Here is a 24,904-nt window from a genome sequence, read left to right as displayed (position 1 = left end):
GTAAAAAGAAAAATGTGGGGAATCGGGTAATGGTTTTAGGGCTGTATCGGCCTTTTCTTAGTAGTTAAACCTTATTTTTGAAATAATTAATACGGCCGGGATGAAAAAAGTATGCTTATTGCTTGTCTGGATATTTCTGTTGGGCTCAATTAACAGTCAGGCCCAGCAAATTACCTATTCAGAGCCCGACAGGGAAGATGCCCGTGCCATGGGTTTTGAAGTGATCGGTAAAATCAGTGGTAAAATACTGGTATATAAAAACTACCGTGACCTGAACTTTGTCTGTGTTTTTGATAATAATATGAAAATGGTAGAGAAGCATAAGCTTAACTACCTGCCCGAAAGAATACTGAGTACCGATTTTCAGCTCTATTCTGATTTCGCCTATCTGTTTTATCAATACCAACGCAAGAATGTTTTATATGCCATGGCGGTGAAACTCGATGCAAATGGGAATAAAATCGGGGAGCCTATTCAGCTTGATACTACCAATAATACCGGAGCCTCATCCAATAAGATTTATTCCATACTCTTCAGCGATGATAAACAGAAGATTATGATCTTCAAGATCAGCAGTCGTAATGAAAGAATGCATGTGCTTACCACACTTTTATTTGATAAAGAACTGAACCTGTTGAAAAAAAGCCGTGTTGGCGTTGATATGCCACAGCGCAACGATTTCCTGTCAGAATTTATTATCGATAACGATGGCGACCTGGCCTGTATCAGGGCATCCGGTACTTCACAGAATGATAATATCAATAAAGTAACATTGGTAACGAAGAAAGCCAATGAAGACTTTGTTCGATTGTCTGACCTTTCTATTAAAGGTATCTACCTCGATGATATCCGGATCAAAGCAGATAACCTCAACAGACATTATATTATAACTTCTTATTTCAGTAAACTCCGCAGAGGAAATATTGATGGTCTGTATTATTATTTGTGGGACAAAGATATGCAGAGAGAAATGCTGAACACCACCACCACATTTAATGATGAATTCAGAACCGATGCAAAAGGTGAGGGTAACCTGAAAGCAGCTTTCAATGATTTCTTCCTGAAAAATATCATACTCCGTAAAGACGGTGGCTTTATCGTTATTTCGGAGTCGGCCTATAGCAGCTCAAGGGGTAATACACTCAACAGATGGGATTATTTATATGGATCACCCTACTGGTCGCAGCTTGATTATTATTCCTGGAACAGCCCGCTGGGTTATTATCCCTGGGGGCGTTCATCAGCATTTAATACCGCTCTTACCAGGTATTATGCAGATAATGTAACCGTGATTTCATTTGACCCGCAGGGGAAAATGGAATGGAGTAACGTGATTCGTAAATCACAATATGATGACAACACAGATAATTTCATCGGTTTCGGCATACTGAACTCGGGTGAAAAATTGCATTTCCTCTTCAATGTACAGGAGAAAAGAGATAATATATTGTCTGACCAGAGCATAGCTCCCAATGGACAAATCAACCGTAATCCAACCTTTAAAAATCTTGACAGGGGTTATAGTTTTATGCCCCGTCATGCCAAGCAGGTGGGAGCAAGACAGTTGATTATTCCATGCCAGTATCGTGGTTATACCTGTTTTGCAAAAATTGATTATTAACCCTTTTATCAACGCACGTGGTTTTTTTATATCGCGATAAGTCATTTATCAATATTTTCTTTTTAACGGTATTAAGTATTGGTGTTCATTTTCATTTCCTGATGGTAGCTCCAGTCATCGATACCAATAGTGGTAGTAATGACGGATTGTTGTCTCTTATTCTCGACAGGTATATTCTTTCATTACCAGCTACCGTTCGTTTTCTGTTATACCATGCATTGATACTGGTACAGGCTATCAGGTTGAACATGGCTATGAACGAGCTGAGGATGTATCCGTCCACCACATTTGTACCGGCCATGACCTATGTATTGTTAACAGCCATGTTACCACAATGGTGTGCCATTTCTCCCGCGCTGGTTACGAATTCACTGGTAATATGGATTTTTATCAAGCTGAGCCGCTTGTATAATCATCCAAGTCCGAAAACATTATTGTTCAATACCGGACTTATCGCCGGGTTATCTGTTATCTGTTATCATCCTATGGCCATACTGATTGGGGTGGTACTATTTGCACTGGCGGTGGTGCGTCCCTTCCGATTGGCTGAATGGCTGGTATTATTGATAGGGGTAGTACTACCTTATTACTTTGTGTTGTCGATTTTATACCTCACCGACAGATTACCAGCCATCGGATCAATGCTACCTGATTTTTACTTAGGATTACCAACAGGATCAAATGACAAAACATTATTATGGGGACTGGGTTATCTGGCTTTGGTATTATTAACCGGGCTTTTTTTCTGGCAGGTAAGTATCGGCAGGATGGTCATACAGATCAGAAAAAACTGGGGGGTAATGATGGTCTTGTTACTCACACTTTTACCCGTACCCTTTATTTTTCAGTTGGGTGGACTTGAATCGGGTTTACTGGTGTTGGTTCCTATCAGCGCCTTTGCTGCCAATGTTTTTGCTAATCCCAGAAACCTGGGCTTACCTAATTTATTGTTTATCCTTGCCCTTGCAGTGATTGCCATGAACAACTGGCAACTGTTGAAAAATTAGGCCGGCATTAACGCAGGCAAGCTTACCTTTGAAACTTCAAAAACAGGTTTTAAAAAAATTATGTTTATTTGCTTAGTCATTACTAAGTAACTCATCAAAACTTATAAATAGAACTCCATGAAATTCGGTGTTGTTGTTTTTCCGGGATCCAATTGCGACAGGGATATGCAGGATTCATTGCAAAATGACCTGAGTAAAGAAGTTATCATGCTCTGGCATAAGGATAAGGATCTGAGCATGTTTACTACCGATGACTGTATCATACTTCCGGGTGGGTTCTCTTATGGTGATTACCTGCGTTGTGGAGCCATTGCCCGTTTTAGTCCGATGATGCAGAGCGTGATTGAATTTGCCAATAAAGGAGGGAAGGTATTGGGTGTTTGCAATGGGTTCCAGATTTTATGTGAAAGCGGGTTGTTACCGGGTGTTTTATTACAGAATGCCAATCAACAATTCATCTGCAAAAATGTATTTATAAAAAATGGAGATGGGAAAGCATTAAAAATTCCCATAGCACATGGTGAGGGCAGGTTTCATGCAGATGATGCTACACTTGATGCACTGGAAGCCAATGGACAGGTAATCTTCCGCTATTGTGATGAAAATGGAAAGGTGGATGCTGCATACAACCCTAATGGTGCCATCAGAAATATCGCAGGTATCCGCAATGCCGGTAATAATGTATTTGGTATGATGCCACATCCTGAAAGGGCTACATCAACAGCTTTGATGAACCTGGATGGCAAAAAAGTATTTGAAATACTCGGCTTAAATTAATTTGTAAGGTTTTTAATTGATTACAGTCATTACTGATAAGGATTATGAAAAAGATTATTTACACACTTTTATTTACCATAGTTACCGGTGTGGTAAGCGCACAAATCAAAGACCCGGTTAGCTGGACTTTTGAGGCAAAGAAAAAAACTGCTGATACCTATGAAGTCGTACTTTCTGCCAATATACAGGGCAAGTGGCATATCTATTCACAGAAAACGGGTAAAGGTGGCCCTATTCCTACCAAAGTGAATTTTAAAGCAAACCCTTTGCTGTCTATGACGGGTGCCGTAAAAGAAGTGGGCAAAGTGGAAAAAGTGTATGACGAAATATTCCAGACTGATGTGTTATACCTGTCAAATAAAGTTCAATATGTACAAACAGTAAAACTGAAAGGCAAGGTTAAAACAAATATAACAGGAACCATAGAATATATGGTATGCGACGACGCTCAGTGTTTACCGCCTGCTAAAAAAGCATTTGATATTAAACTTCAATAATCCCCTCTTCGACGGATGAAAAAAATTGCGCTCTTTTTATTGCTGCTATGTGTTACGGCAGGTACCGTTTTTTCGCAGGAAGCGAATATGTTACAGTGGCAGGTTTCATCCAAAAAAGTTACTGAAGGCGTATACGATATTACGGCAAAGACCACAGTACCGGGAGGTTGGTTTTTATATGGACTCAACTCATCTGTTGAAGGACTTGAATCATTAAAGTTCATTTTTACCAATGAAAATGTAAAACTGAGCGGCACACCTGCTGCAGAACAGAAAGCAGCAATGGTAACTGATCCGATTTTCGATGGGAAATCATTATCAGTTTTCTCTGGCACAGTATCAATAGTACAGAGAGTGTCTATTGATGGCTTTATACCGGAAAAACTGCCATTCATCATAGGTTCCAGTCTTCGTAAATCAGATGAATTTAAAACAGAAGAAGCTTCAGTAGAAGTAGTACTCGAGGGAGGTAAAGCGGTTGCCGCATCTGCAGCACGTATTAAAATTTCTACCATTAACCTCGCAAGTCCGTTGAATGATTGTGGTGCAACCAGTGGCCCCATAGCTGACAATGGTGTATTGTCCATTTTTCTATTGGGCTTTTTGGGAGGACTGATTGCCCTGCTTACACCTTGCGTATTCCCTATGATACCGGTAACGGTTTCATTCTTCACTAAAAAAGCATCGAACAAAAAACAGGCGGTAAAGAACGGTGCGATATACGGCTTTTTTATTTTCCTGATCTATATATTGGCAAGTGTACCCTTTCATTTATTGGGAAATGTACAACCTGAAATATTCAATAATATCTCTACCAATTCATGGCTGAATATTATTTTCTTCCTCATTTTTATTGTCTTCGCTATTTCATTCTTTGGCTTTTTTGAATTGACTTTACCTTCCAATATTGCAAGTAAAGCAGATTCAAAGAGCGGACTTGGAAGCATGGGCGGTATTTTCTTTATGGCTGTTACACTAGCCATCGTATCCTTTTCCTGTACCGGTCCTATTCTCGGGTCATTACTGGTAGGTTCATTGAGTGGCGGTGCATGGCAGCTTACTTCCGGACTGGCAGGCTTTGGTCTGGCACTGGCATTGCCTTTTGCGCTTTTCGCCATGTTTCCTAACTGGCTGGCTTCATTACCCAAATCGGGAGGCTGGCTTGATACCGTTAAAAAAGTACTCGCTTTTGTGGAAGTGGCACTGGCTTTTAAATTTTTATCGAACGCAGACCTGGTTATGCACTGGGGTATCCTGAAAAGAGAAGTGTTTATAGGTATCTGGATACTAACAGGCTTAGGTCTTACCCTTTACTTGTTTGGTGTACTTCGATTACCACACGATTATAAAGGCATGAAGATTGGAACAGGCAGAAAAATGGCAGGGGTAATAGCATTGCTGTTTACACTCTACCTTGTTCCAGGTGTAACATCTACTAAATATGCCAACCTGAAATTTTTGAGTGGATTCCCACCGCCACTGAGTTACAGCGTTTACGGAAATGCGAATGTACACGGAAAGGGACTTGAACCCAATGTGATCAATGATTATGAGAAGGCATTGCAAATGGCAAAGGAGCAGAACAAACCTTTACTGTTGGACTTCACAGGTTGGGCCTGCGTAAACTGCAGAAAGATGGAAGAGAATGTGTGGACACAACCCGAAGTATATAATTATATCAAAGAAAATTTCATCCTGGTATCATTGTATGTTGATGACAGGGAGAAATTACCCATTGAACAAAGGTTTACTTATACATCGGCAGATGGCAGGCAAAAACAGTTGATCACGGTTGGTGATAAATGGGCTACATTCCAGACGGAGAATTTTAACCAGTCTACACAACCTCTGTATGTGATCATGGATACAGCAGAAAGGTTGTTGAACCACCCGGTTGGTTATACACCCGATGCCAAAAAATATATGGAATGGCTGAAATGTGGTAAAGAAGCGTTTGGGAAATAAATGCTTACAGAACAATCTGTTTTTCGGTCATCATCTTCCTAAGGTTAATCAAACCATAACGCATTCTTCCCAAAGCTGTATTGATACTACAATTGGTAATCTGTGCAATTTCCTTAAAACTCAGATTAGCATAATGTCTGAGTACGATGATTTCCCTTTGCTCTTCAGGTAACAAATCCAGCATACGACGAACACGGTCATGGCTTTGGGTACGCATGAGTTTGGCCTCGGGGCCCTCATCGGCAATCTGGATCAACTCAAAAATATCCTGGTTATCGCTGGTTTTAATGGCAGGAGCCCTTTTAACCTTACGGAAATAGTCTACACAAAGATTATGGGCAATACGCAGAGCCCAGGGAAGAAATTTACCCTCTTCCGTATAACGTTTGTTTTTCAGGGTATCGATGATCTTGATGAATACATCCTGAAACAGGTCTTCAGCCAGGTAGCTGTCCTTAACAAAGAAAAGAATAGACGAGAAGATCTTATCCTTGTAACGGTTTACCAGTACCTCAAAGGAATCAGCATCTCCATCCTGGAAGGAACGTATCAAATCAATATCAGACGCGTGGTCTAATGCTTTCATAGTTAAGGCTTTTGTACGAATAAAAACAGGATATTGGATATTAAAAACCTGCCTTCCACCCAGACATAACTGTCCGGATGATAAAACAGTTATGTTAAATTATACATCTTTCGGACCCGGTTTTCTTTTGTGGATACATTGTTTTTCAAGCGAATGGTTATTCACATTTTTCACATCTGTTTTATACAAGGAGCCATTAATGTCCTAATTTGAAAATTTGGACATTTGAAAATGATAGGTCGGATTGAATTTTCAAATTTGCACATTCTCAAATTTTCAAATTAACCCTTGATTATTGTGTTTAAATTGCTGCACTTATGGCAACAAAGACGAAAACGGCCGGATTAAAGACCAGCAGTCAGGAAGGAATGGAAGATATTCTGGTGAAAGGTGCACGGATGCACAATCTCAAGAATGTTACAGTTGCTTTTCCAAGAAATAAACTCATTGTAGTAACCGGTGTTTCGGGTAGTGGTAAATCATCCTTAACCATCGATACCCTATTTGCAGAAGGACAACGTCGTTATGCAGAAAGTCTGAGTGCTTATGCACGCCAGTTTATGGCACGAATGGTAAAACCAGATGTGGATTATATCAAAGGGTTGTGTCCGGCTATCGCCATCGAACAAAAAGTAATCACAAGAACACCGAGGAGTACGGTCGGAAGCATGACAGAAATTTATGATTACCTGCGTCTTTTGTTTGCAAGGGCCGGTAAAACAATTTCTCCTGTCAGCGGTAAAGAAGTGAAGAAAGATGATGTAACCGATGTAGTAGCCGCCGTGAAAACCATGAAGGAAGGCTCCAAAGTATTGGTACTCGTGCCCTTCAAACAACACGCCAATCGTGAAACAAGAGAAGAGTTGAATATTCTGATGCAGAAAGGATTTTCAAGAATTTGGAGTAAGGTAGACAGTGAAGGAACCGTATTGCGCATTGAAGAGTTATTGGAACTCAGTGATAAAGAACTTCAGCAAAAAATAGCCCCGTCTAAAAAAACAAAAACAAATGCTGCCAATCCTGTTTATGTGCTGGTAGATCGTCTGGTAACCAAAGATTTTGAAGAGGAAGATTTACATCGTTTGTCCGATTCTGTGAACACAGCTTTTTATGAAGGTGAGGGAGAAATGTATCTCGAAGTAGATGGCACAACGCTGCATCATTTCAGCAATCGTTTTGAACTGGATGGCATTGTATTCGAAGAGCCTGTTCCCAATCTTTTTTCATTCAATAATCCATATGGCGCTTGTCCGGTATGTGAAGGATTCAGCCAGGTCCTGGGTATTGATAATGATCTGGTAATTCCAGACCGAAGATTGAGTGTATATGAAGGTGCTGTGGCTCCATGGAAGGGAGAGAAGCTGGGTTGGTGGAAAGACCAGTTTGTAAAAGCTGCTGGTAAAGCGGGGTTTCCTATCCATAAGCCGGTGGCTGAATTAACCAAAGAGCAATATCAGCAGCTATGGAAAGGAATGGGAGGCGCACATGGTATTGATGATTTTTTTAAAGAAGTAGAACAGAATTTATACAAGGTACAGTATCGCGTTTTGCTCAGTCGCTATCGTGGACGAACCACTTGTACCAGTTGTGAGGGCTATCGTTTACGCAAAGAAGCATTATACGTAAAAGTAGGGGGAAAGCATATTGGAGAACTCTGTGAGTGGCAGGTGCGCGACCTGAAAAAATGGTTTGATCAATTGCAGTTATCGGAACATGATCAACAGGTGGCTAAAAGAATCCTGCTTGAAATAAACCAGCGTCTGCAAACCCTTTTCGATGTGGGGTTGGGTTACCTGACGCTCAATAGACTGGCCAATTCATTAAGTGGAGGAGAAAGCCAGCGTATTCAATTGACCCGCAGCCTTGGCAGTAATCTTACCAACTCATTGTATATCCTCGATGAGCCTTCTATTGGTCTTCATTCAAGAGATACAGAAAGACTGATTAGTGTATTGAAATCTTTACGCGATCTGGGTAATACAGTAGTAGTGGTAGAGCATGATGAAATGATGATGCGTGAAGCAGATCATATTATTGATATGGGGCCATTGGCGTCGCATCTGGGAGGAGAAGTAATTGCAGCCGGTAATTATGATGAGATTATTCATAACCCGAAAAGCCTCACTGGCAAATACCTTACGGGAGAATTAAAGATTGAAGTGCCTTCTGTAGTAAGGAAATGGAACCGTTTTATTACGGTGGAAGGAGCAGCGCAGAATAACCTGAAAAACATTACTGTTCAGTTCCCTTTAAATACACTCTGTGTCGTGAGTGGCGTAAGTGGTAGCGGTAAAACAACGCTGGTAAAACAGGTGCTATATCCGGCATTGAAAAAAATGAAGGGAGAGCCCGCAGAAAAAGTAGGCCTTCATAATAAGATTAGTGGCGACACCGACTACATTTCACAGATTGAACTGGTAGACCAGAATCCGATTGGGAAATCTTCGAGGAGTAATCCTATTACTTATATCAAAGCATACGACAGCATCCGCGACCTGTATTCAAAACAACCGCTGTCAAAAATACGTGGATTCCAGGCAAAACATTTTTCATTCAATGTAGATGGCGGCCGTTGCGATGCCTGTAAAGGTGAAGGAGAACAGGTGGTTGAAATGCAGTTTCTCGCCGATGTTCATCTTACCTGTGATGTATGTGCCGGAAAGCGGTTTAAGGATGAAGTATTGGAAGTACAATACAAAGGCAAAAGCATTTTTGACGTATTAGATATGAGTGTAGATGAAGCCATTGAATTTTTTGGAGATGAAAAAAATATCCGGCAGGCCATTCAACCCTTACATGATGTGGGGCTGGGTTATATTAAACTGGGGCAGAGCAGCGATACGCTTAGTGGTGGGGAAGCGCAACGTGTAAAGCTGGCCAGCTTCCTCGGAAAAGGAAAGGGGGCTGGTCATATGCTGTTTATCTTCGACGAACCTACCACAGGTTTACATTTTCATGATATCAGAAAACTGCTTGCTTCATTCCAGGCATTGATTGAACAGGGGCATTCATTGATTGTGATTGAACATAATACAGATGTCATCAAATCGGCAGACTGGTTAATTGATATGGGTCCGGAAGCTGGTGATGCGGGCGGGCAGGTGGTATATGCAGGTGTGCCGTCTGGTATTAAAAAATCAAAAGAAAGTTATACTGCGAAATTCCTATAAAAAACAAGCCGCAGATTCGCAGTTTAGTTTAATTAATCTGCGAATCTGTGGCTAAAAAAATATTGGTCAGCCTATCTCAATCTATCCACACTCTTCACTAATTTCTCATCTTTCCTGATAGCGATTATGGCCATCAGAAAGAATACTGGTATCGCAAAGCTGAATATGGCACTCAGTGCAATGGCTCCGGTATCGTATTTTTTGGTATAAACAAAATAGAGGATAATGTTCAATACGCTTACTGCCAGTCCTGCCAATCCAACCCTGAATTGTAAGGGTCTGTTATTGTAAAGAAAGATATCAACCAATGCTACAATGGCTCCTGCAACAGTCAGAATCATTAAAAGCATATTGGTGGTGGCTGTAAATTCTTCTGCGGGTGTGGTTCCAACACTACCTACATAAAATGGCATTTTCAAAGTAGCAAAACCACAGATGCTGGCAGCCAACAACCACAATGTTTGTACACGTTGTATCATACTTTACAATTTAAAATTTCACTTACTCATTCAATATTCCTTATTCCGCTGTACTATCAGCCCATCTCAGGATAGAGTACAAACTGACTCATAAACTCATTCACCTGCTTTCTGATCTCTTTCAGTTTATTTTCATCATCAGCATTCATGAGTGTTGTATCAATCGCATTTACCACAAATTCCATGTCTTTTTCCATCATTCCCCTGGTGGTAACAGCAGCTACGCCAAAACGAACACCTGAAGTTACAAAAGCGCTTTTATCATCGTAAGGTACCATGTTTTTATTGGCAGTGATGTCAGCATGTCCCAACACCTGTTCTGCTTTTTTACCACTGATGTTTTTATTTCTGAGATCAATCAGCATCAGGTGGTTATCGGTACCGCCGCTGATGATCTGATACCCTCTGTTGGTGAATGCCTGGGCCATGGCCTGCGCATTTTTTTGTACCTGTTGCTGGTAAGTCAGGAATTCATCGGTTAAAATTTCACCAAATGCTATGGCTTTGGCAGCAATAACATGTTCCAAAGGACCGCCCTGTGTACCGGGGAATACGGCCATATCAATCAGGTTACTCATTAAACGGAGATTACCTTTTACATCTTTCAAACCAAATGGGTTCTCCCAGTCTTTTTTCATCATGATGACTCCACCTCTTGGTCCACGCAAAGTTTTATGGGTGGTAGAAGTTACAAAATGGCAATGTTCAAACGGGCTTGACAATAATCCTTTGGCAATCAAACCAGCAGGATGTGCTATATCGGCCATTACAAAAGCACCGACTTCATCGGCAACTTTACGAATGCGCGCATAATCCCAATCACGGCTGTAGGCGCTGGCTCCACAGATGATGAGTTTGGGTTTTACCGTTCTTGCTTTTTCTTCCAGCATTTCATAATCCACCAATCCATCTTCTCTTTTCACACCATAAAAATGTGGCTGGTATAATTTGCCACTGAAGTTTACTGCTGAACCATGCGTAAGATGACCCCCCATGCTCAGATCCAAACCGAGAATGGCATCACCTGGTTGAAGAATGGCCAGCATTAACGCTGCATTGGCCTGGGCACCACTATGTGGTTGTACGTTAGCGTACTCAACGTTAAAAATTTCTTTCAAACGGTCAATAGCCAGTTGTTCTGTCTGGTCCACAATTTCACATCCGCCATAATAACGACGTCCCGGATATCCCTCGGCATATTTGTTGGTCATCACATTGCCCATGGCCTGCATAACCTGTAAACTGGTAAAGTTTTCAGATGCAATCAGTTCAATGCCACGGCGTTGGCGTTCGAGTTCCTGTTTAATCAGATCAAATACGAGGGTATCTCTTTGCATGTTAAGGGAATTTGTTGCAAATATAAGAAGAGGGAGGCTACAAGCTGCAAGCTACAAGCTACAAGCATTTTTTATTACGAACGTTCTTATTATTGACCACTTGCTGAAGACATGCAGCTTGTAGCTTGCTGCTTAAAACCCTTAAATTTCCACAATACTTGCCCAATGAACAGATTTTCCTATTTTCGACCTCTTGATGAAGTGTCATATTTACATGATTAAGTAAAGAAAAGTGCGTCCTGATTCATCAAAATAAACCTCCCATGAAAGCAATCATACCAGTTGCGGGTGCTGGAACTAAGCTCAGACCCCATACTTATACACAGCCCAAGGCCCTGATACCCATTGCGGGAAAGACGATCCTTAGTTATATCGTTGACCAGTTAAGAGAAGCAGGTATCAATGAGTTTATTTTTATTGTCGGGTATTTAGGTGAGAAAATACAGGATTATGTAAAACAGACTTATCCCGATATGGTAGCTCATTTTGTATATCAGAATGAACGCCAGGGTACGGGTCATGCGATAGAACTTACAAAAAATATTGTAGGGAATGATGAAGTGTTTGTGGCATTGGGTGATACCATTTGTGAGTATGATGTAAAAGAAGTGGTGAACAGTCCATATAGTATGCTGGGTATTAAAAAAGTGGATGACCCAAGAAATTTTGGCGTGGCTTCAATAGGTGACGATGGTTTTATTGAACAGGTGGTTGAAAAACCATCCATTCCTAAAAGTAATATGGCGTTGGTTGGTTTATACAAAATCAAGGAAACCGATTTCCTGTTTGAATGCCTGCACCATATTTTTACACAGGATATTAAAACCTACGGAGAATATAATCTTACCGATGCATTGGATTGCATGATTAAGCGGGGTGCTAAATTCCAGTCATTTAAAGTGAAAAACTGGTTTGATTGCGGTAAGAAGGAAACATTGTTGGAAAGCAATGCTACCCTGCTCAAAAAATTTGGTGGTAATATTATTGACCAACATGAATTCAAAGACACCATCATCATTCCACCTGTAAGTATTGCACAGGGTTGTGATATATCCAATTCCATCATTGGCCCGCATGTGGCCATTGGTGCGAACACTACTATTAAACATTCCATCGTACGCGACAGTATCATTGGCTCCTACACCAATTTATACGAAGTGGTTCTAGACAATTCCCTCATCGGCAGTGATGCTTCCGTAAAAGGTCTCAGCAGAAGTCTGAATATTGGAGATAATACGGAGATTGACTTTGGATAATTTGGAAATTTGAGAATTTGGAAATTTGAAAATGCTAGCGCCCGAACCTCATTGGGAGCGAATAAAATCGTTTAATTTGTAGGTTGAAAGATATCAGGAGATGCTTCCATTTCCAAATTCTCAAATTATCAAATTCTCAAATTAAATGAACCGAATCACAACTCTATTCGGCATCCGTTACCCCCTGATACAAGCCGGCATGATATGGGCAAGTGGGTGGAGGCTGGCCAGTGCAGTGAGTAATGCAGGTGGATTGGGTTTGCTGGGCGCAGGTAGTATGTACCCCGAAGTGTTACGTGAACATATACAAAAATGTAAAGCAGCTACTGACAAACCTTTTGGAGTGAATGTTCCTTTACTTTATCCCGATATTGAGCAGTTGATACAGATCATTGTGGAAGAAAAAGTGCCTATTGTTTTTACAAGTGCGGGAAATCCAAAAACATGGACCGGTTTTTTGAAAGAGAAAGGCATTAAAGTAGTTCATGTAGTAAGCAGCAGCAAGTTTGCCCAAAAGGCAGAAGCAGCCGGATGTGATGCAGTGGTAGCCGAAGGTTTTGAAGCAGGCGGACATAATGGAAGAGAAGAAACTACGACGATGGTGCTGGTGCCGGCCGTGTGTGCAGCCGTAAAAATTCCGGTGATAGCCGCAGGAGGTATTGCTACGGGCAGACAGATGCTGGCTGCAATGGTATTGGGTGCAGATGGAGTACAGATAGGCAGTCGTTTTGTATGTACACCCGAAGCTTCCTCACACCTTGCTTTTAAAGAAGCTATTGTAAAAGCAGAGGAAGGCGATACGCAGTTGGCCATGAAAAAAGTAGTACCTGTTCGGTTGCTGAAAAACAAGTTTGCAGAAGCCATCAAAGAAGCTGAATTGCGCGGGGCATCTGAAGAAGAACTAAAAATGATACTGGGTCGCGCACGCGCTAAAAAAGGAATGTTTGAAGGAGATATGAATGAAGGGGAACTGGAAATAGGACAGGTGAGTGCACTTATTCATGAAATTAAACCGGCGGGGGAAGTTGTTAAGGAAATAATTAAAGAATTTGAAAATTTGAAAATTTGAAAATGGAAGAATTCTTTAATAAAGAACTATTTATTTTCTCTTGGCAAACCTGTATTTAGAACTGAGGCCATACTCCTGTCATTTTCAAATTTTCAAATTCCCCAATTTTCAAATTATTTAATCTGCTGCCGGTAAATTATACGTCTCCCATTCTTCGGCATTAGGGCCATAAATACCAGGAACTTTTAGCCCAGCCATTCTCATTAAAACAGTTAGTTGTCCTCTGTGGTGTATTTGATGCACTACTGTTACCCATAAGGCAAAACCTTTTTTCCAGGTTTCACCATACATCGGTGTTTCTTCCTGTAAAGTTTGATCCGTCCACTGTTGAATCCCGGTTTGTACATTAAGCGTTGCTTTCTTATATGCATCTGTCATTTCCTGAACGGAATGATATTCCTGCTTAATAAAATCTATTGGAAGTTTGGCTTCCCATGGTATACCATCTGCACACGCAATGATATGATTTACCATCCTCTTGATGTTTCGATAATCCCCAAATGAAGGAGCTTTGAGACTTTCATCTGTTAACATGTGTAAACATTGAAGTGTTGCTTCAGTTTCTGATGCCCATATTTCTTTGAAATGACTGATGGTGGAAAACATAATTAAAATTATTTGTGTAAATACATTGAATTGGCCTGTGACAGGCAGGTTACTACTAAGTCGTTAATACAAACATGTTCGGGTAGTGTGGCAACATAGAAAGCTATATCGGCAATATCTTCAGCCTGTAATGCTTTGTAGCCATCGTACACTGCATCGGCTTTTGACTGATCGCCCTTAAATCTTACAACAGAAAATTCTGTTTCTGCCGCACCGGGATGAATAGCGGTGGCTTTTATCCTGTGGGGAAGTAAATCGATACGCATAGCTTTGGTAATAGCATCCACTGCATGTTTGCTGGCACAATAGGCATTACCATCTTTATACACTTCCTTGCCTGCAGTTGAACCAATATTGATGATATGTCCTTTTTTGCGTGCGGTCATAAAAGGCAATACAGCTTTGGTTACATACATCAATCCTTTTACATTGGTATCAATCATGGTATCCCAATCATCCAGGTTAGCCTGGTCGAAACTGTCTCTTCCCAATGCAAGTCCGGCATTGTTTACGAGTACATCAATATTTTTCCACTCTTCTGAAAGAGCAGTAAGTGTATCTGTCACTGTTTTGCGATCCTGCACATCAAATACTAATGATAATACTTTAATAGAATATTTCTTTTCAAGATCGGTAGCAATTTCTTGTAAGCGATCTGCCCTTCTGCCTGTGAGGATGCAGTTCCAGCCTGCTGCTGCGAATTTGTATGCAATGGCTTTACCAAAACCAGATGTGGCTCCGGTGATGAGAATGATATTGTTCATGAAGCAAAGATAAGGGAGTTGGTAGTGTGTCGTCGATAGTCCATGATCCATTGACCATAGCAGGGAATTAATTGTTTATTACTATCGACGATGGTCTATAATCTATAATCTATGCCCCGAACCTCACTACCTGATCAATACCAGCGTTCCTTTTTTGTAAATGCGGTTGCCTAACTGGTCGGTTCCAATGGCTTCATATACATAAGTACCTGCGGGTTGTTTTATGCCACTATAAGTTCCATCCCATCCTTTACCAAATTCTGCTGTTGAGTACAGCAATTGACCCCAACGGTTAAATACGCGGAAATGTTGTAACTGTGCAACGCCAACACCTACCGGGCGAATAATATCATTGAGCCCATCGCCATTGGGTGTAAAAGCAGATGGTACAAAAAGATCAGGACCTGTTTTAAATACACGAACGATGACATCATCTTCTGCAAAACATCCACCTGCTCCTGTTACCCGTGCGATATAACGGATAGAATCTATGGTGGCTGGTAATGTGGCAACAGGTGCATCGGTGGTAGGATCATTTAAACCTGTTGCTGGCCGCCATAAATAACCGGTACCACCGGATGCGGCTAACTGAACAGGTCTTCCTGCTACAACAAAAGTATCTCTTCCGGCATAAGCATTTACGGGTGGTGTAACTACGATGGTAACCGTATCTGAAACAGGGCGATCGCATCCGATGGTATCAATAGCTGTTAACACATACTGTGTGGTTCTGGATGGACCTGCAATAGGAAACAATGTATTGGCATTGATCATTGAACTGGTTGGCGACCAGGCAAAGCCCGCGCCAACAATACTGCCTGATAGTTGAACCCTGTCGCCAAAACAAATGATGGTATCGTTATTTACCCTGGCTTGTGGATAAGGTGCCACCAATACAAATACCGAATCCCTGTCCTGGCATTTACCCAGGTTGGCGGTAACATAGTACATGGTACTCGTTAAGGGTTGTACTGTTGGATATTTTGTATTGGCTGTAATAGCCACGCCTGTTGATGTGGTCCATTGATAACTCAGCGCATCACTGACCGGACTTAATGTAAACTGATCGGTTCGGCAGATGGAGGTATCCAGTCCTAATTCAACATCAATAAAATCGAGCACGTTTACGGTGACGGTATCTGTATTGATACAGCCATTATCATTTACAGTTACCACATATCGTGTGGTATCAACAGGATATACCAATGGGTTAGGTGTATTGTTGCCCGACATCCGCGCAATACTGGCTGTTCTGTCAGGTACCCATGCAACAGAACCGTTGCCTACCGTTGCATTGAGTCGTAAAGTATCGATACTACAGATCAGTGTATCTCTGAAGGCAAGGTTAACAATGGGTTTGTCAAGAATATTGACTGTTTTTACGATGGTATCAATACAACCTTTGCTGTTGCTTGTTATCAGTCTTACCTGTACACTTTGAGGTGTGTTGTATTTCCAGGCAGTATCTTTTCTGGTAGAAGTATCGGCAGTGCTTGTTAAATCGCCAAGATCCCAGCGCCAGCTATTTACTACGCCGTATGCTGTTGTTGTGGCATCGATAAAATTATAGGTGTTGAGGTAACAGGTTCCCTGTACATTGAAATTGGGAACAAAGCCGGGGTATACTCTAACAGGTGCTGTGGCAGAATCTACACATCCACCTGTACTTGTTACGGTAAGTTTAAGTGTATAAGTACCCGTATCTGCATAAGTATGGGTAGGTGTTGGGTTGGTTGAAGTTGGTACTGTTGCTTTTTGATCGCCAAAGTTCCAGAGATAGCTGTTGATACCAGGACTGGTTGATTCATTTTCAAAAGACATCGTGAAGCCATCACAGGTAATATATGATGGTTTAAGACTTGCTCCAACTAACGAACAATCGGAAACACGTAAAGCAAAATCTTTCCTGTGTGAAGAAATAAGGTTGCCATTTCTCCACTCATTGATACAAACCGTTACTACATAATATCCACTTGCAGGAGCCGTTCCTGCAATGATTCCTGTTACTGCATTGATTGATACATTAGGGCCTAAGGGCTGTGCACCACTATAACCATTCGGATAACCAACATTTCCAGTTGGGTAAATATAATTTAAATCAGCAGAGTTAATTGTACCGCCTCTGTTTAGTGCATCGCAGAAACTATAAGATAGTGAATCATTGTCTGGATCTGTAGCGCCAAAATCAAGAATGAATGGCGTATTCTGACAAACAAGGGTGGTATCCTTTAATGCAAAAACAGGGCTTGAATTTGTACCTGTTGCTAAACTATTTGTACCTGGTATTCTGCATGTGAAAGTTGCGCCTTCACCAGAACTATTATTGCCCAAATTAACAGGAATAACATTGACAACACTTGTACTTCTGCAACAGGTTTGATACATAGCGATATAACCAATAGTAGTATTGGGAAGCTCCTGTGTGAAACTGTAATTGCCAATTTGATAACAAACATCTACAGTTCCAATTAAACAAGGATTTGTTCCAACCTTACTTAAAGAAGTAGGGTCAAATCCTTGCCCGGTTACACGAGGGGCTACAACCGTAGCAACTGGTGTAGCGCTGGAACCAGTATTTGGGTAAATCATGATAGTTACACTTGGAGGAAGCTGAGCAACACCCGGTCCTCCAGGCACTACTACAGGATTACATTCCCTGAAAAGACGAAGTGTAATTTCATATCTTGATGAATTAGCTGCGTTACCAGGACCGAGGTATTTATAGTACATTTCTCCACCTGCAATATGGCCCGCAAATGCAGAACATATGATTAAAGAAAAAAGTATGGAGAAAAGCGTTTTTTTCATGCGTCTAGATCCTAAAAGCCAAGCATTTATTATTGATCAATTCGGTGAAAATACAACCCATCTCAGATGTAAAATCAACATTATCTGTTTTTAACGGGTTTACAACACCTCAAAAAGATAAGAAGTATAGCTATTTTGCTGCTTTACTTATCAAATAATCTATCAATGTATGGTTTTGACATACAATTTGTAAGATTCGTTGCCTTTTCTCATTGAAATATCAGCGCGGAGCTATCATCGGATCAATACCACCGTTCCTTTCCTGAACACGGTTTTACCGGTGAAATCTATACCCTGTACCATATAAACATAGGTGCCGGAAGACTGTTTCAGACCGCTATATGAACCATCCCATCCCTGGCCCTGTTCGCTGGTAGCGTATAAAAGTTGTCCCCAGCGGTTGTAGATCCTGAAATACTGGAGTTGAGTAATGCCAATGGTAATGGGTTTGAAAATGTCATTTGTACCATCAGCATTGGGTGTAAATGCACTGGGTACCATGATATCTGGTCTTCCTTTGTACACCCTCACTTTGATTTCATCTTCACCATAACAACCACCCAGATCGCTTACCCTGAGCCGGTAAATAATGGAATCCACATCATCACCCAATAAAACAACCGGGTTAAGAATGGTTGTACTGCTCAATCCCAAACCGGGCGACCATGCATACCGGTTACCCGATGAGACAAGCGCCTGCAATTGCAATGGCTGATCGGGAACAATAGTAGTATCTCTTCCGGCATTGACCTGAATAATGGGTATCACATTGATACGAATAGAATCGGTAACCGTTTTCGGACAACCGGAAAGGGTATCCCTCACCGATAAAGTGTACACGGTATTCTGCGACGGACCCGCGAGTGGATTCAGCGATGCAGCATTGAATAAAGAATTTGTTGGTGACCAGCGATATTGGGTTCCGGTAAAACTGCCATTCAGTTGCACACGACTTCCATAACAAATAACAGTATCACGTGTAAGAATATCTACCCTCGGATAAGGTGCTACACGAATGGTGATCTGATCTGTTGCCTGGCATCTTCCAAGATTACCGGTAACTGTATAGGTGGTATTGGTCAATGGTCTTGCAAGCGGGTTTCGAATTGTTGCATCGTTTAGTGATGCAGCAGGTGCCCAGGCAAAAGAACTGGCAATGGTGTTTGGTCTTAATGTAATCACATCGGTCTGGCAAATGGTTGTGTCAGGACCTAATTGTACCGTAATGAAATCAACCACATTCACGGTAACCGTATCTGTATTCGCACAACCATTTTCCAGCATGGTTACAATATATTTAGTAGTGTCTTTGGGAAACACAGTAGGCCGGTTGGTATTAGCCCCAAGTATATTCGTATTGGGCAACCAACTAAATATACCCACGCCACTTACAGGAATCAATAAACTGTCAACACTGCAAATAACAGTGTCTTTAAAAGGTAAATTAATCAAAGGTTTATCCCTGATGGTAACGGCTTTACGGGCACTGTCAATACATCCTTTACTACTTTCCGACACCAGTGTAACAAACACACTCATTCCCTTTGCGTATTTGTAGGAAGGATTTTTAAGCAAAGAGGTATCGGCCAAAGAAGTATCTACACCGAAATTCCATTTCCATTTATTTACGACACCATATACAGTGGTAGTAGCATCGGTAAACAGATAGGGATTTTGAAAACAGTTACCAGTACTGTTGAAGTCTGTTTTAAAACCCGGATATACCAATACTTCTGTACTGTCTGTTCCAATACAGCCTTCTGGTCCGGTTACCGTTAAGCGGGCCATGTATCTGCCGGTATCTGTATAAACAAATGTGGGTGTGGGTTGAGTAGAGAAATTATTTGGTGATGACGGTACGCCAAACTCCCAAGCATAGGAAGTAATAGCAGATGAAGTTGAACCATTTTGAAAGAGTACAGTATTGTTATCGCATTTGATGATCTTATCCGGCAGATCAGCTTCAATCAAATCGCAGTCGTCTACTTTCAGGATAAAATCTTTTCGGTGTTCTGCAATGGCAACACCGTTTCGCCATTCGGTAATACATACACTTACTACATACTGGCCACCCGGTGGGGCTGTGCCTGAAATAATGCCCGTAACCGGATCAATGCTTACTTTATCGCCTAATGGCTGGCTGCCATTGAACGGAGAAGCATAGGAGAGCGGTTCTAATGAAAGTGTTCTGGGTACTGCAGTATTATTACTGCCACTGGCCGCAGTAAAGCCTTCACAGAATGAATAGGTGAGATCATCCTTATCTGCATCGGTGGCTCCAAAGTCGAGGATGAATTTTTTATTGGTACAAACCAGTGCCGTATCTCGAACACGAAACTGTGGACTGCTGTTGTGTTGCCCGTCGGGTAATGAAGCTGTTCCGGGAATACGTGTAATATAATTACTTCCTACACTGAGTGGAGTGGCAAGATTGGAAATACGATCTATCCTGCAACAACCCAGTCTTGATAATACATAACCATTTTGGTTATTGGCAAGCGAAATAACATTGGTATAAATAGCTACTTCATAACATACTTCTGGGTTTCCAACCAAACATTGAAATAATTCAGTTTTTAAACGTAGCCTGCTCACACTGCCTTGCATAGGTAGTGATAACTCATATGCCAGAACACTGTTGTCATATATGCCAACATTCACTCTTTCATTTTCCAGTAAAGGGCCTGGAGAAGAGCATTCACGAAACAGGCGAAGGGTAATACGATAACTACTTGTATTGGGAGAAGAACCAGTACCCAGGTATTCGTAATACAATTCACCCCCAGCTACGTGACGGGCCATAGTGGGTGCTGTGCTCAGCAGCAAAAACATTATGAAGAAAAATTTCTTCATAAATGAAAGGGGTACTATTGATGAATGAATGAAATGAGTAACTCATTAAGCCGATCTGTTGATTCCCACATGCCCATATGTCCAACACCGTCCAGTATATGAATATACGATATTAATGGAAGATGCGTTTGCTGTAATACATCATTCAATGGAGCTGCTACGTCTTCGGTGCCCAGAACGAATAAAACAGGTAAAGAGTTGCTTTTTAGTACATGTGTTCTGTCGGGACGGTTCATCATGGCATAGTAGTATGCCTGTAAGGATTGGGTAGAAAAACCTGCAGCCTGTTCAATGAGTTGTTCAACAGCTTCAGGATTTGTTTTTTTAAAAGCTTCACCAAAAAGATTAGGTATGGTTGTTTTAAGAAAGGAGTATCCACCATATTGCTCCATGAGTTCTATACCACGCAGGCGATTTTTTTTCTTTTCCTCACTGTCGGCAAATGCAGTAGAATGAATCAAACCAAAACCTTTGAGCATGGATGGATATTGTTCTGCAAATGCAAGCGTAATATAGCCCCCCATGCTATGCCCCAGCAAATAGCAGGATTGAATATGTTCTTGCTGTAGTAAATGAAAGATAGCGTTGGAGAGGCTTTCTATGGAGAGTGGTGAATGGTCAATGGTCAATGGTGAATCAAAGGACTGCCCCTTATTCACCTCCAACCGGAGTCCTTTGGACATTGACCATTGACCATTCACCCCTCCCCAATCTGAACTTCCGGTTCCCGGTAAATCCGGAACAATCAATTGACAATGGTTTTGTAAAACAGCTACCTGTTTGTTCCATATGCTGCTGTCTTCACCAAAACCATGTAACAACAGTACGGGCACACCTTCGCCATATGTTTTATAGTGTATCGTGCCTCCAGGCCAGTTGCATTGTTTTTGGATCATTTTTTATTATTTGTAAAGCGATTACTGATTTTCCAGATAAGTAATAAGATGCTGATGAGTGAAGCCAGTTTGTATAAGTAATCACCCCATCTCACATAAAATGTTTCCCCGCTGATGGCCGGTATTGCATATTTAATAGTGCTCATTTTATTCCATGGCTGACTTTCGCGGATGGAGCCCAGCGGATCAATGACAGCAGATATCCCTGTATTGGCAGTTCTGGCTACCCACTTTCTTGTTTCAATGGCACGTAGCCTTGCATATTGCAGGTGCTGTCTGTGACCGGGTGTATTTCCCCACCATCCGTCATTGGTCATGATCGTTAATATATTCGCACCTCTTTTTACGTATTCACCCACATATTCGCCATATACACTTTCATAACAAATGATGGGTGCAGCTATATACCGATGACCTGACGCAGCAAAGGTAGCAGCAGACTCAGACCGGCCATAACCGCCGGTTGTTCCACCAAACTGTTCAAACACAGGCGCAAGAAAATTGAGGAATGTGGGTAATGATTCTACACCCGGTACCAGTTTACTTTTATTATAAAAAGACAGTGCCTGTCCATTGCGAATATGAACAGCCGCATTAAATGCATCGTAGTAAGTACCATCACCTGCTGCTCTTGCGGTAGCTGTTGCTTTTTCAGTGCCATAGTTCTTGAATGTTTCAATACCTGAAACCAGACTCACGGATGGATATTGTTTGCTGAAATCAAATACCGGCTGGTAATAGAGATTATTGGTAATATTACTTTGCCAGTCAGCAATACTCATGGCTGTTTCTGGCCAGATGACCATTTTGGTATTGCTGTCAATGGCTTCCCTGGATAGGTTAAGTAATAATTGAATTTGCTCAGCGCCAGTTCCGGCATTGAACTTGCCGTAAGGGTCAATATTGGGTTGAACGATGACAACATTATCGGTAACTGTTGCTTCTTTCAGGGTTGGTTTGATGAGATAAGATATCAGCAAAGGCAAAAACAGTAAAACGAATACACAGGTAGTTATTTTTTTATTGATAGATTTTTGTTGATATGATAACCAGACTTCATACAATAAAATATTGATCAACATTACCCATAAAGTACCGCCTTGGACGCCGGTGTACTCATACCATTGAATTGTGTCAGGATAGGATGCAAACACATTACCTACGGTGAGCCATGGCCAGCTAAGTTGCCAGTTGTGGTGAATATATTCAAAACACATCCAGAAAGCAATGAGTGAAATATAACCCACCCATTTTCCTTTCTTTTTCAAATGAAAATAACCCCACCAGGGGAATGTCATTAACATACTGTTGAACATTATGGCGGCGATGGTACCTACATCGGTTGAGTTCCACATCCACCAGGTGGTGCCCGTGTTCCAGATGAGCAAGCCCCAAAATGCAAGACTAAAAAAGCGCGAAGCGGTTTTTGCCTGATCAGTTACCATCAATAACGGTATCCATGCGATAAAAATCAAAGGCATGAGTGATGATACAGGCCAGGCTGCAAATAATAGCAACCCGCTTAATGAACTCAATAAGAATGCTGATTTTTTCAAACCAAAATATTTTGGAACCTAAGTTCGGAATAAAAAAAGAAAGAGCGTCTCTTTAAAAGGACGCTCTTGTTGAAAGCTTTATTATTTATTACTTACGGCTATAATTCGGCGCTTCTTTTGTAATATCAATATCATGCGCATGGCTTTCTTTCATACCTGCGTTGGTAATTTTTACAAAAGTGGCCTGCTGCAGTGCCTTGATGTTTTTTGCACCACAATAACCCATACCTGCTCTTAGTCCGCCCACATACTGGTAAACGATTTCACTCAGGCTTCCTTTATAAGCCACACGGCCTTCAATACCCTCAGGAACAAATTTTTTGATATCATCTTCCACATCCTGGAAATAACGATCGCCACTGCCCTGGCTCATGGCGCCTAAGCTTCCCATACCACGGTATTCTTTGAATTTTCTGCCTTCATAAATAATGGTATCACCCGGACTTTCCTGCACACCAGCAAATACACTTCCCATCATGACCATATTGGCACCTGCTGCAAGGGCTTTTACCATATCGCCTGTATAACGGATACCGCCATCGGCAATCACAGGAATACCTTTTGCTTTCAATGCCTGGCTGGCTTCCATGATGGCTGTTAATTGCGGAACACCTGCACCGGCAACAATACGGGTTGTACAGATAGATCCCGGGCCAATACCCACTTTCACACAATCGGCACCAGCTTCTGCTAATGCTTTGGCTCCCTCTGCTGTTCCAACATTACCTGCAATGATCTGCAGGTTTTTGAAATTTTTTCTCAAAGCTTTCAAAGCTTCCATCACACCTTTACTATGTCCGTGAGCACTGTCGAGTGTTACTACATCAACACCTACATGTTGTAAGGCCGCAGCGCGATCCATCAGATCACGTGTAATGCCTAATGCAGCACCTACGAGTAATCGTCCGAGGTTATCTTTTACTGCATTCGGGAAATTACTGAGCTGCATAATGTCGCGATAGGTAATTAATCCGATCAGTTTACCCTGTTTATTTACTACGGGTAATTTTTCAATTTTATAGGAGCGTAAGATTTTTTCAGCTTTTTTCAGATCGGTTCCTTCCGGGGCTATGATGAGGTTTTCTTTGGTCATCACTTCCTTTACCTTTCTTCTTTTGTCGGTTTCAAAACGCAGGTCGCGATTGGTAAGAATACCTACCAGTTTTTGCCCTGCATCTACAATCGGAATACCGCCGATTTTATTTTCTTTCATCAGCTTTAATGCATCGCCAATCGTGGCATCCACCAAAAGCGTTACGGGGTCGATGATCATGCCACTTTCACTGCGTTTTACTTTACGTACCTGCTCTGCCTGTTTTTCGATGCTCATGTTTTTGTGCAGGATACCTAGTCCGCCCTCACGGGCCAATGCAATGGCCAGACCAGCTTCTGTTACGGTGTCCATAGCCGCAGACAGAATGGGTACATTCAGTGTAATTGCTTTTGTTAATTGGGAGCGGATATCTACTTCACGGGGAAGAATTTCGCTGTAAGCCGGCATCAGCAGTACGTCATCGAAGGTGAGGCCTTCGCCAAAGAGTCTTGAAGCCGCAGCGGTGTTACGGGGAGAAGATTTTCTTGTTGCCATGTGCAAAGATAGCGCAACGGATATATTGAGTCCAAAAAATGATTTGGGCATGGTGAATGGACCATGGAC

18 protein-coding genes are annotated in these 24,904 nt (G+C 41.6%); 8 read left to right on the top strand and 10 right to left on the bottom strand.

The features are described 5' to 3' along the window. Positions 1–100 precede the first annotated feature (100 nt). The 5 genes from ACH3Z1_RS01535 (at position 101) to ACH3Z1_RS01515 (ending at position 5,867) form a co-directional block, all read left to right on the top strand. Complete coding sequence (locus ACH3Z1_RS01535) at positions 101–1,621, top strand: hypothetical protein (RefSeq protein ID WP_490820073.1); 1,521 nt, start codon at positions 101–103, stop codon at positions 1,619–1,621. 17 nt (positions 1,622–1,638) lie between these two features. Next, a complete protein-coding gene (locus tag ACH3Z1_RS01530) occupies positions 1,639–2,628 on the top strand; it encodes a hypothetical protein (protein WP_490820072.1) in 990 nt (329 codons plus the stop codon). A 117-nt stretch (positions 2,629–2,745) separates the two neighbouring features. Further along, positions 2,746–3,405 (top strand): phosphoribosylformylglycinamidine synthase subunit PurQ, encoded by a 660-nt coding sequence (purQ, locus tag ACH3Z1_RS01525; RefSeq protein WP_490820071.1) that lies wholly within the window; start codon positions 2,746–2,748, stop codon positions 3,403–3,405. A 44-nt stretch (positions 3,406–3,449) separates the two neighbouring features. Beyond that, complete coding sequence (locus ACH3Z1_RS01520; RefSeq protein ID WP_490820070.1) at positions 3,450–3,902, top strand: protein-disulfide reductase DsbD domain-containing protein; 453 nt, start codon at positions 3,450–3,452, stop codon at positions 3,900–3,902. A 15-nt stretch (positions 3,903–3,917) separates the two neighbouring features. Next, on the top strand, positions 3,918–5,867 hold the full coding sequence (locus tag ACH3Z1_RS01515) for a protein-disulfide reductase DsbD family protein (protein ID WP_490820069.1): 1,950 nt from the start codon (positions 3,918–3,920) through the stop codon (positions 5,865–5,867). Positions 5,868–5,871: 4 nt separating this feature from the next. Here ACH3Z1_RS01515 and ACH3Z1_RS01510 read toward each other — a convergent pair whose 3' ends face one another. Beyond that, positions 5,872–6,453, bottom strand: coding sequence for a sigma-70 family RNA polymerase sigma factor (locus tag ACH3Z1_RS01510; RefSeq protein WP_490820068.1), 582 nt, complete (start codon positions 6,451–6,453; stop codon positions 5,872–5,874). Positions 6,454–6,770: 317 nt separating this feature from the next. Between ACH3Z1_RS01510 and uvrA the strand changes: the two genes are divergently transcribed. Further along, positions 6,771–9,623 carry an excinuclease ABC subunit UvrA gene (gene uvrA / locus ACH3Z1_RS01505; protein WP_490820067.1) on the top strand — a complete coding sequence of 951 codons (2,853 nt, stop codon included), beginning with the start codon at positions 6,771–6,773 and terminating at the stop codon, positions 9,621–9,623. Positions 9,624–9,694: 71 nt separating this feature from the next. Here the strand turns inward: uvrA and ACH3Z1_RS01500 are convergent, their stop codons facing one another. Both ACH3Z1_RS01500 and glyA read right to left on the bottom strand, forming a co-directional pair. Further along, entirely contained in the window at positions 9,695–10,102 is a 408-nt protein-coding gene (locus ACH3Z1_RS01500) for a DUF4293 domain-containing protein (RefSeq protein ID WP_490820066.1), read from the bottom strand. A 56-nt stretch (positions 10,103–10,158) separates the two neighbouring features. After that, the gene (gene glyA / locus ACH3Z1_RS01495) at positions 10,159–11,439 is read right to left on the bottom strand and encodes a serine hydroxymethyltransferase (RefSeq protein ID WP_490820065.1); all 1,281 of its coding nucleotides are present in this window, start codon (positions 11,437–11,439) and stop codon (positions 10,159–10,161) included. Positions 11,440–11,702: 263 nt separating this feature from the next. Between glyA and ACH3Z1_RS01490 the strand changes: the two genes are divergently transcribed. Further along, positions 11,703–12,695: a sugar phosphate nucleotidyltransferase gene (locus ACH3Z1_RS01490; RefSeq protein ID WP_490820064.1), complete on the top strand. Its 993-nt coding sequence runs from the start codon at positions 11,703–11,705 to the stop codon at positions 12,693–12,695. A 145-nt stretch (positions 12,696–12,840) separates the two neighbouring features. Next, the gene (locus ACH3Z1_RS01485) at positions 12,841–13,764 is read left to right on the top strand and encodes an NAD(P)H-dependent flavin oxidoreductase (RefSeq protein ID WP_490820063.1); all 924 of its coding nucleotides are present in this window, start codon (positions 12,841–12,843) and stop codon (positions 13,762–13,764) included. A 117-nt stretch (positions 13,765–13,881) separates the two neighbouring features. On the opposite strand, the gene ACH3Z1_RS01480 is transcribed toward ACH3Z1_RS01485, so the two are convergent. The 7 genes from ACH3Z1_RS01480 to guaB form a co-directional block, all read right to left on the bottom strand. Then, positions 13,882–14,370, bottom strand: a complete 489-nt coding sequence (locus ACH3Z1_RS01480; protein ID WP_490820062.1) for a DinB family protein — start codon at positions 14,368–14,370, stop codon at positions 13,882–13,884. Between the two features lie 8 nt (positions 14,371–14,378). Continuing rightward, a complete protein-coding gene (locus ACH3Z1_RS01475; RefSeq protein ID WP_490820061.1) occupies positions 14,379–15,134 on the bottom strand; it encodes an SDR family NAD(P)-dependent oxidoreductase in 756 nt (251 codons plus the stop codon). A 126-nt stretch (positions 15,135–15,260) separates the two neighbouring features. After that, on the bottom strand, positions 15,261–17,942 hold the full coding sequence (locus ACH3Z1_RS01470; protein WP_490820060.1) for a PKD domain-containing protein: 2,682 nt from the start codon (positions 17,940–17,942) through the stop codon (positions 15,261–15,263). 234 nt (positions 17,943–18,176) lie between these two features. Continuing rightward, positions 18,177–20,774 (bottom strand): T9SS type B sorting domain-containing protein, encoded by a 2,598-nt coding sequence (locus ACH3Z1_RS01465; RefSeq protein ID WP_490820059.1) that lies wholly within the window; start codon positions 20,772–20,774, stop codon positions 18,177–18,179. A gap of 35 nt (positions 20,775–20,809) precedes the next feature. Continuing rightward, positions 20,810–21,691 carry an alpha/beta fold hydrolase gene (locus ACH3Z1_RS01460; RefSeq protein ID WP_490820058.1) on the bottom strand — a complete coding sequence of 294 codons (882 nt, stop codon included), beginning with the start codon at positions 21,689–21,691 and terminating at the stop codon, positions 20,810–20,812. Beyond that, positions 21,688–23,247: an apolipoprotein N-acyltransferase gene (lnt, locus tag ACH3Z1_RS01455; protein WP_490820057.1), complete on the bottom strand. Its 1,560-nt coding sequence runs from the start codon at positions 23,245–23,247 to the stop codon at positions 21,688–21,690. The genes ACH3Z1_RS01460 and lnt overlap by 4 nt, the downstream gene beginning before the upstream one ends. 88 nt (positions 23,248–23,335) lie before the next feature. Continuing rightward, positions 23,336–24,835 (bottom strand): IMP dehydrogenase, encoded by a 1,500-nt coding sequence (gene guaB / locus ACH3Z1_RS01450; RefSeq protein WP_490820056.1) that lies wholly within the window; start codon positions 24,833–24,835, stop codon positions 23,336–23,338. Positions 24,836–24,904 lie beyond the last annotated feature (69 nt).

The organism is Sediminibacterium sp. FW305-C-49 (assembly GCF_058231085.1).
Note: the sequence above shows the minus strand (reverse complement) of the source record. Positions and strands in the feature narration are given on the sequence as shown.

What these genes read in the sequence shown, in the direction of transcription:
- ACH3Z1_RS01465 (WP_490820059.1), bottom strand. Translation starts at nt 20,774, where the DNA reads ATGTTTTTGCTGCTGAGCACAGCACCCACTATGGCCCGTCACGTAGCT.
- ACH3Z1_RS01500 (WP_490820066.1), bottom strand. Translation starts at nt 10,102, where the DNA reads ATGATACAACGTGTACAAACATTGTGGTTGTTGGCTGCCAGCATCTGT.
- uvrA (WP_490820067.1), top strand. Translation starts at nt 6,771, where the DNA reads ATGGCAACAAAGACGAAAACGGCCGGATTAAAGACCAGCAGTCAGGAA.
- ACH3Z1_RS01460 (WP_490820058.1), bottom strand. Translation starts at nt 21,691, where the DNA reads ATGATCCAAAAACAATGCAACTGGCCTGGAGGCACGATACACTATAAA.
- ACH3Z1_RS01485 (WP_490820063.1), top strand. Translation starts at nt 12,841, where the DNA reads ATGAACCGAATCACAACTCTATTCGGCATCCGTTACCCCCTGATACAA.
- ACH3Z1_RS01520 (WP_490820070.1), top strand. Translation starts at nt 3,450, where the DNA reads ATGAAAAAGATTATTTACACACTTTTATTTACCATAGTTACCGGTGTG.
- guaB (WP_490820056.1), bottom strand. Translation starts at nt 24,835, where the DNA reads ATGGCAACAAGAAAATCTTCTCCCCGTAACACCGCTGCGGCTTCAAGA.
- ACH3Z1_RS01490 (WP_490820064.1), top strand. Translation starts at nt 11,703, where the DNA reads ATGAAAGCAATCATACCAGTTGCGGGTGCTGGAACTAAGCTCAGACCC.
- glyA (WP_490820065.1), bottom strand. Translation starts at nt 11,439, where the DNA reads ATGCAAAGAGATACCCTCGTATTTGATCTGATTAAACAGGAACTCGAA.
- ACH3Z1_RS01470 (WP_490820060.1), bottom strand. Translation starts at nt 17,942, where the DNA reads ATGAAAAAAACGCTTTTCTCCATACTTTTTTCTTTAATCATATGTTCT.
- ACH3Z1_RS01510 (WP_490820068.1), bottom strand. Translation starts at nt 6,453, where the DNA reads ATGAAAGCATTAGACCACGCGTCTGATATTGATTTGATACGTTCCTTC.
- ACH3Z1_RS01515 (WP_490820069.1), top strand. Translation starts at nt 3,918, where the DNA reads ATGAAAAAAATTGCGCTCTTTTTATTGCTGCTATGTGTTACGGCAGGT.
- ACH3Z1_RS01535 (WP_490820073.1), top strand. Translation starts at nt 101, where the DNA reads ATGAAAAAAGTATGCTTATTGCTTGTCTGGATATTTCTGTTGGGCTCA.
- purQ (WP_490820071.1), top strand. Translation starts at nt 2,746, where the DNA reads ATGAAATTCGGTGTTGTTGTTTTTCCGGGATCCAATTGCGACAGGGAT.
- ACH3Z1_RS01475 (WP_490820061.1), bottom strand. Translation starts at nt 15,134, where the DNA reads ATGAACAATATCATTCTCATCACCGGAGCCACATCTGGTTTTGGTAAA.
- ACH3Z1_RS01480 (WP_490820062.1), bottom strand. Translation starts at nt 14,370, where the DNA reads ATGTTTTCCACCATCAGTCATTTCAAAGAAATATGGGCATCAGAAACT.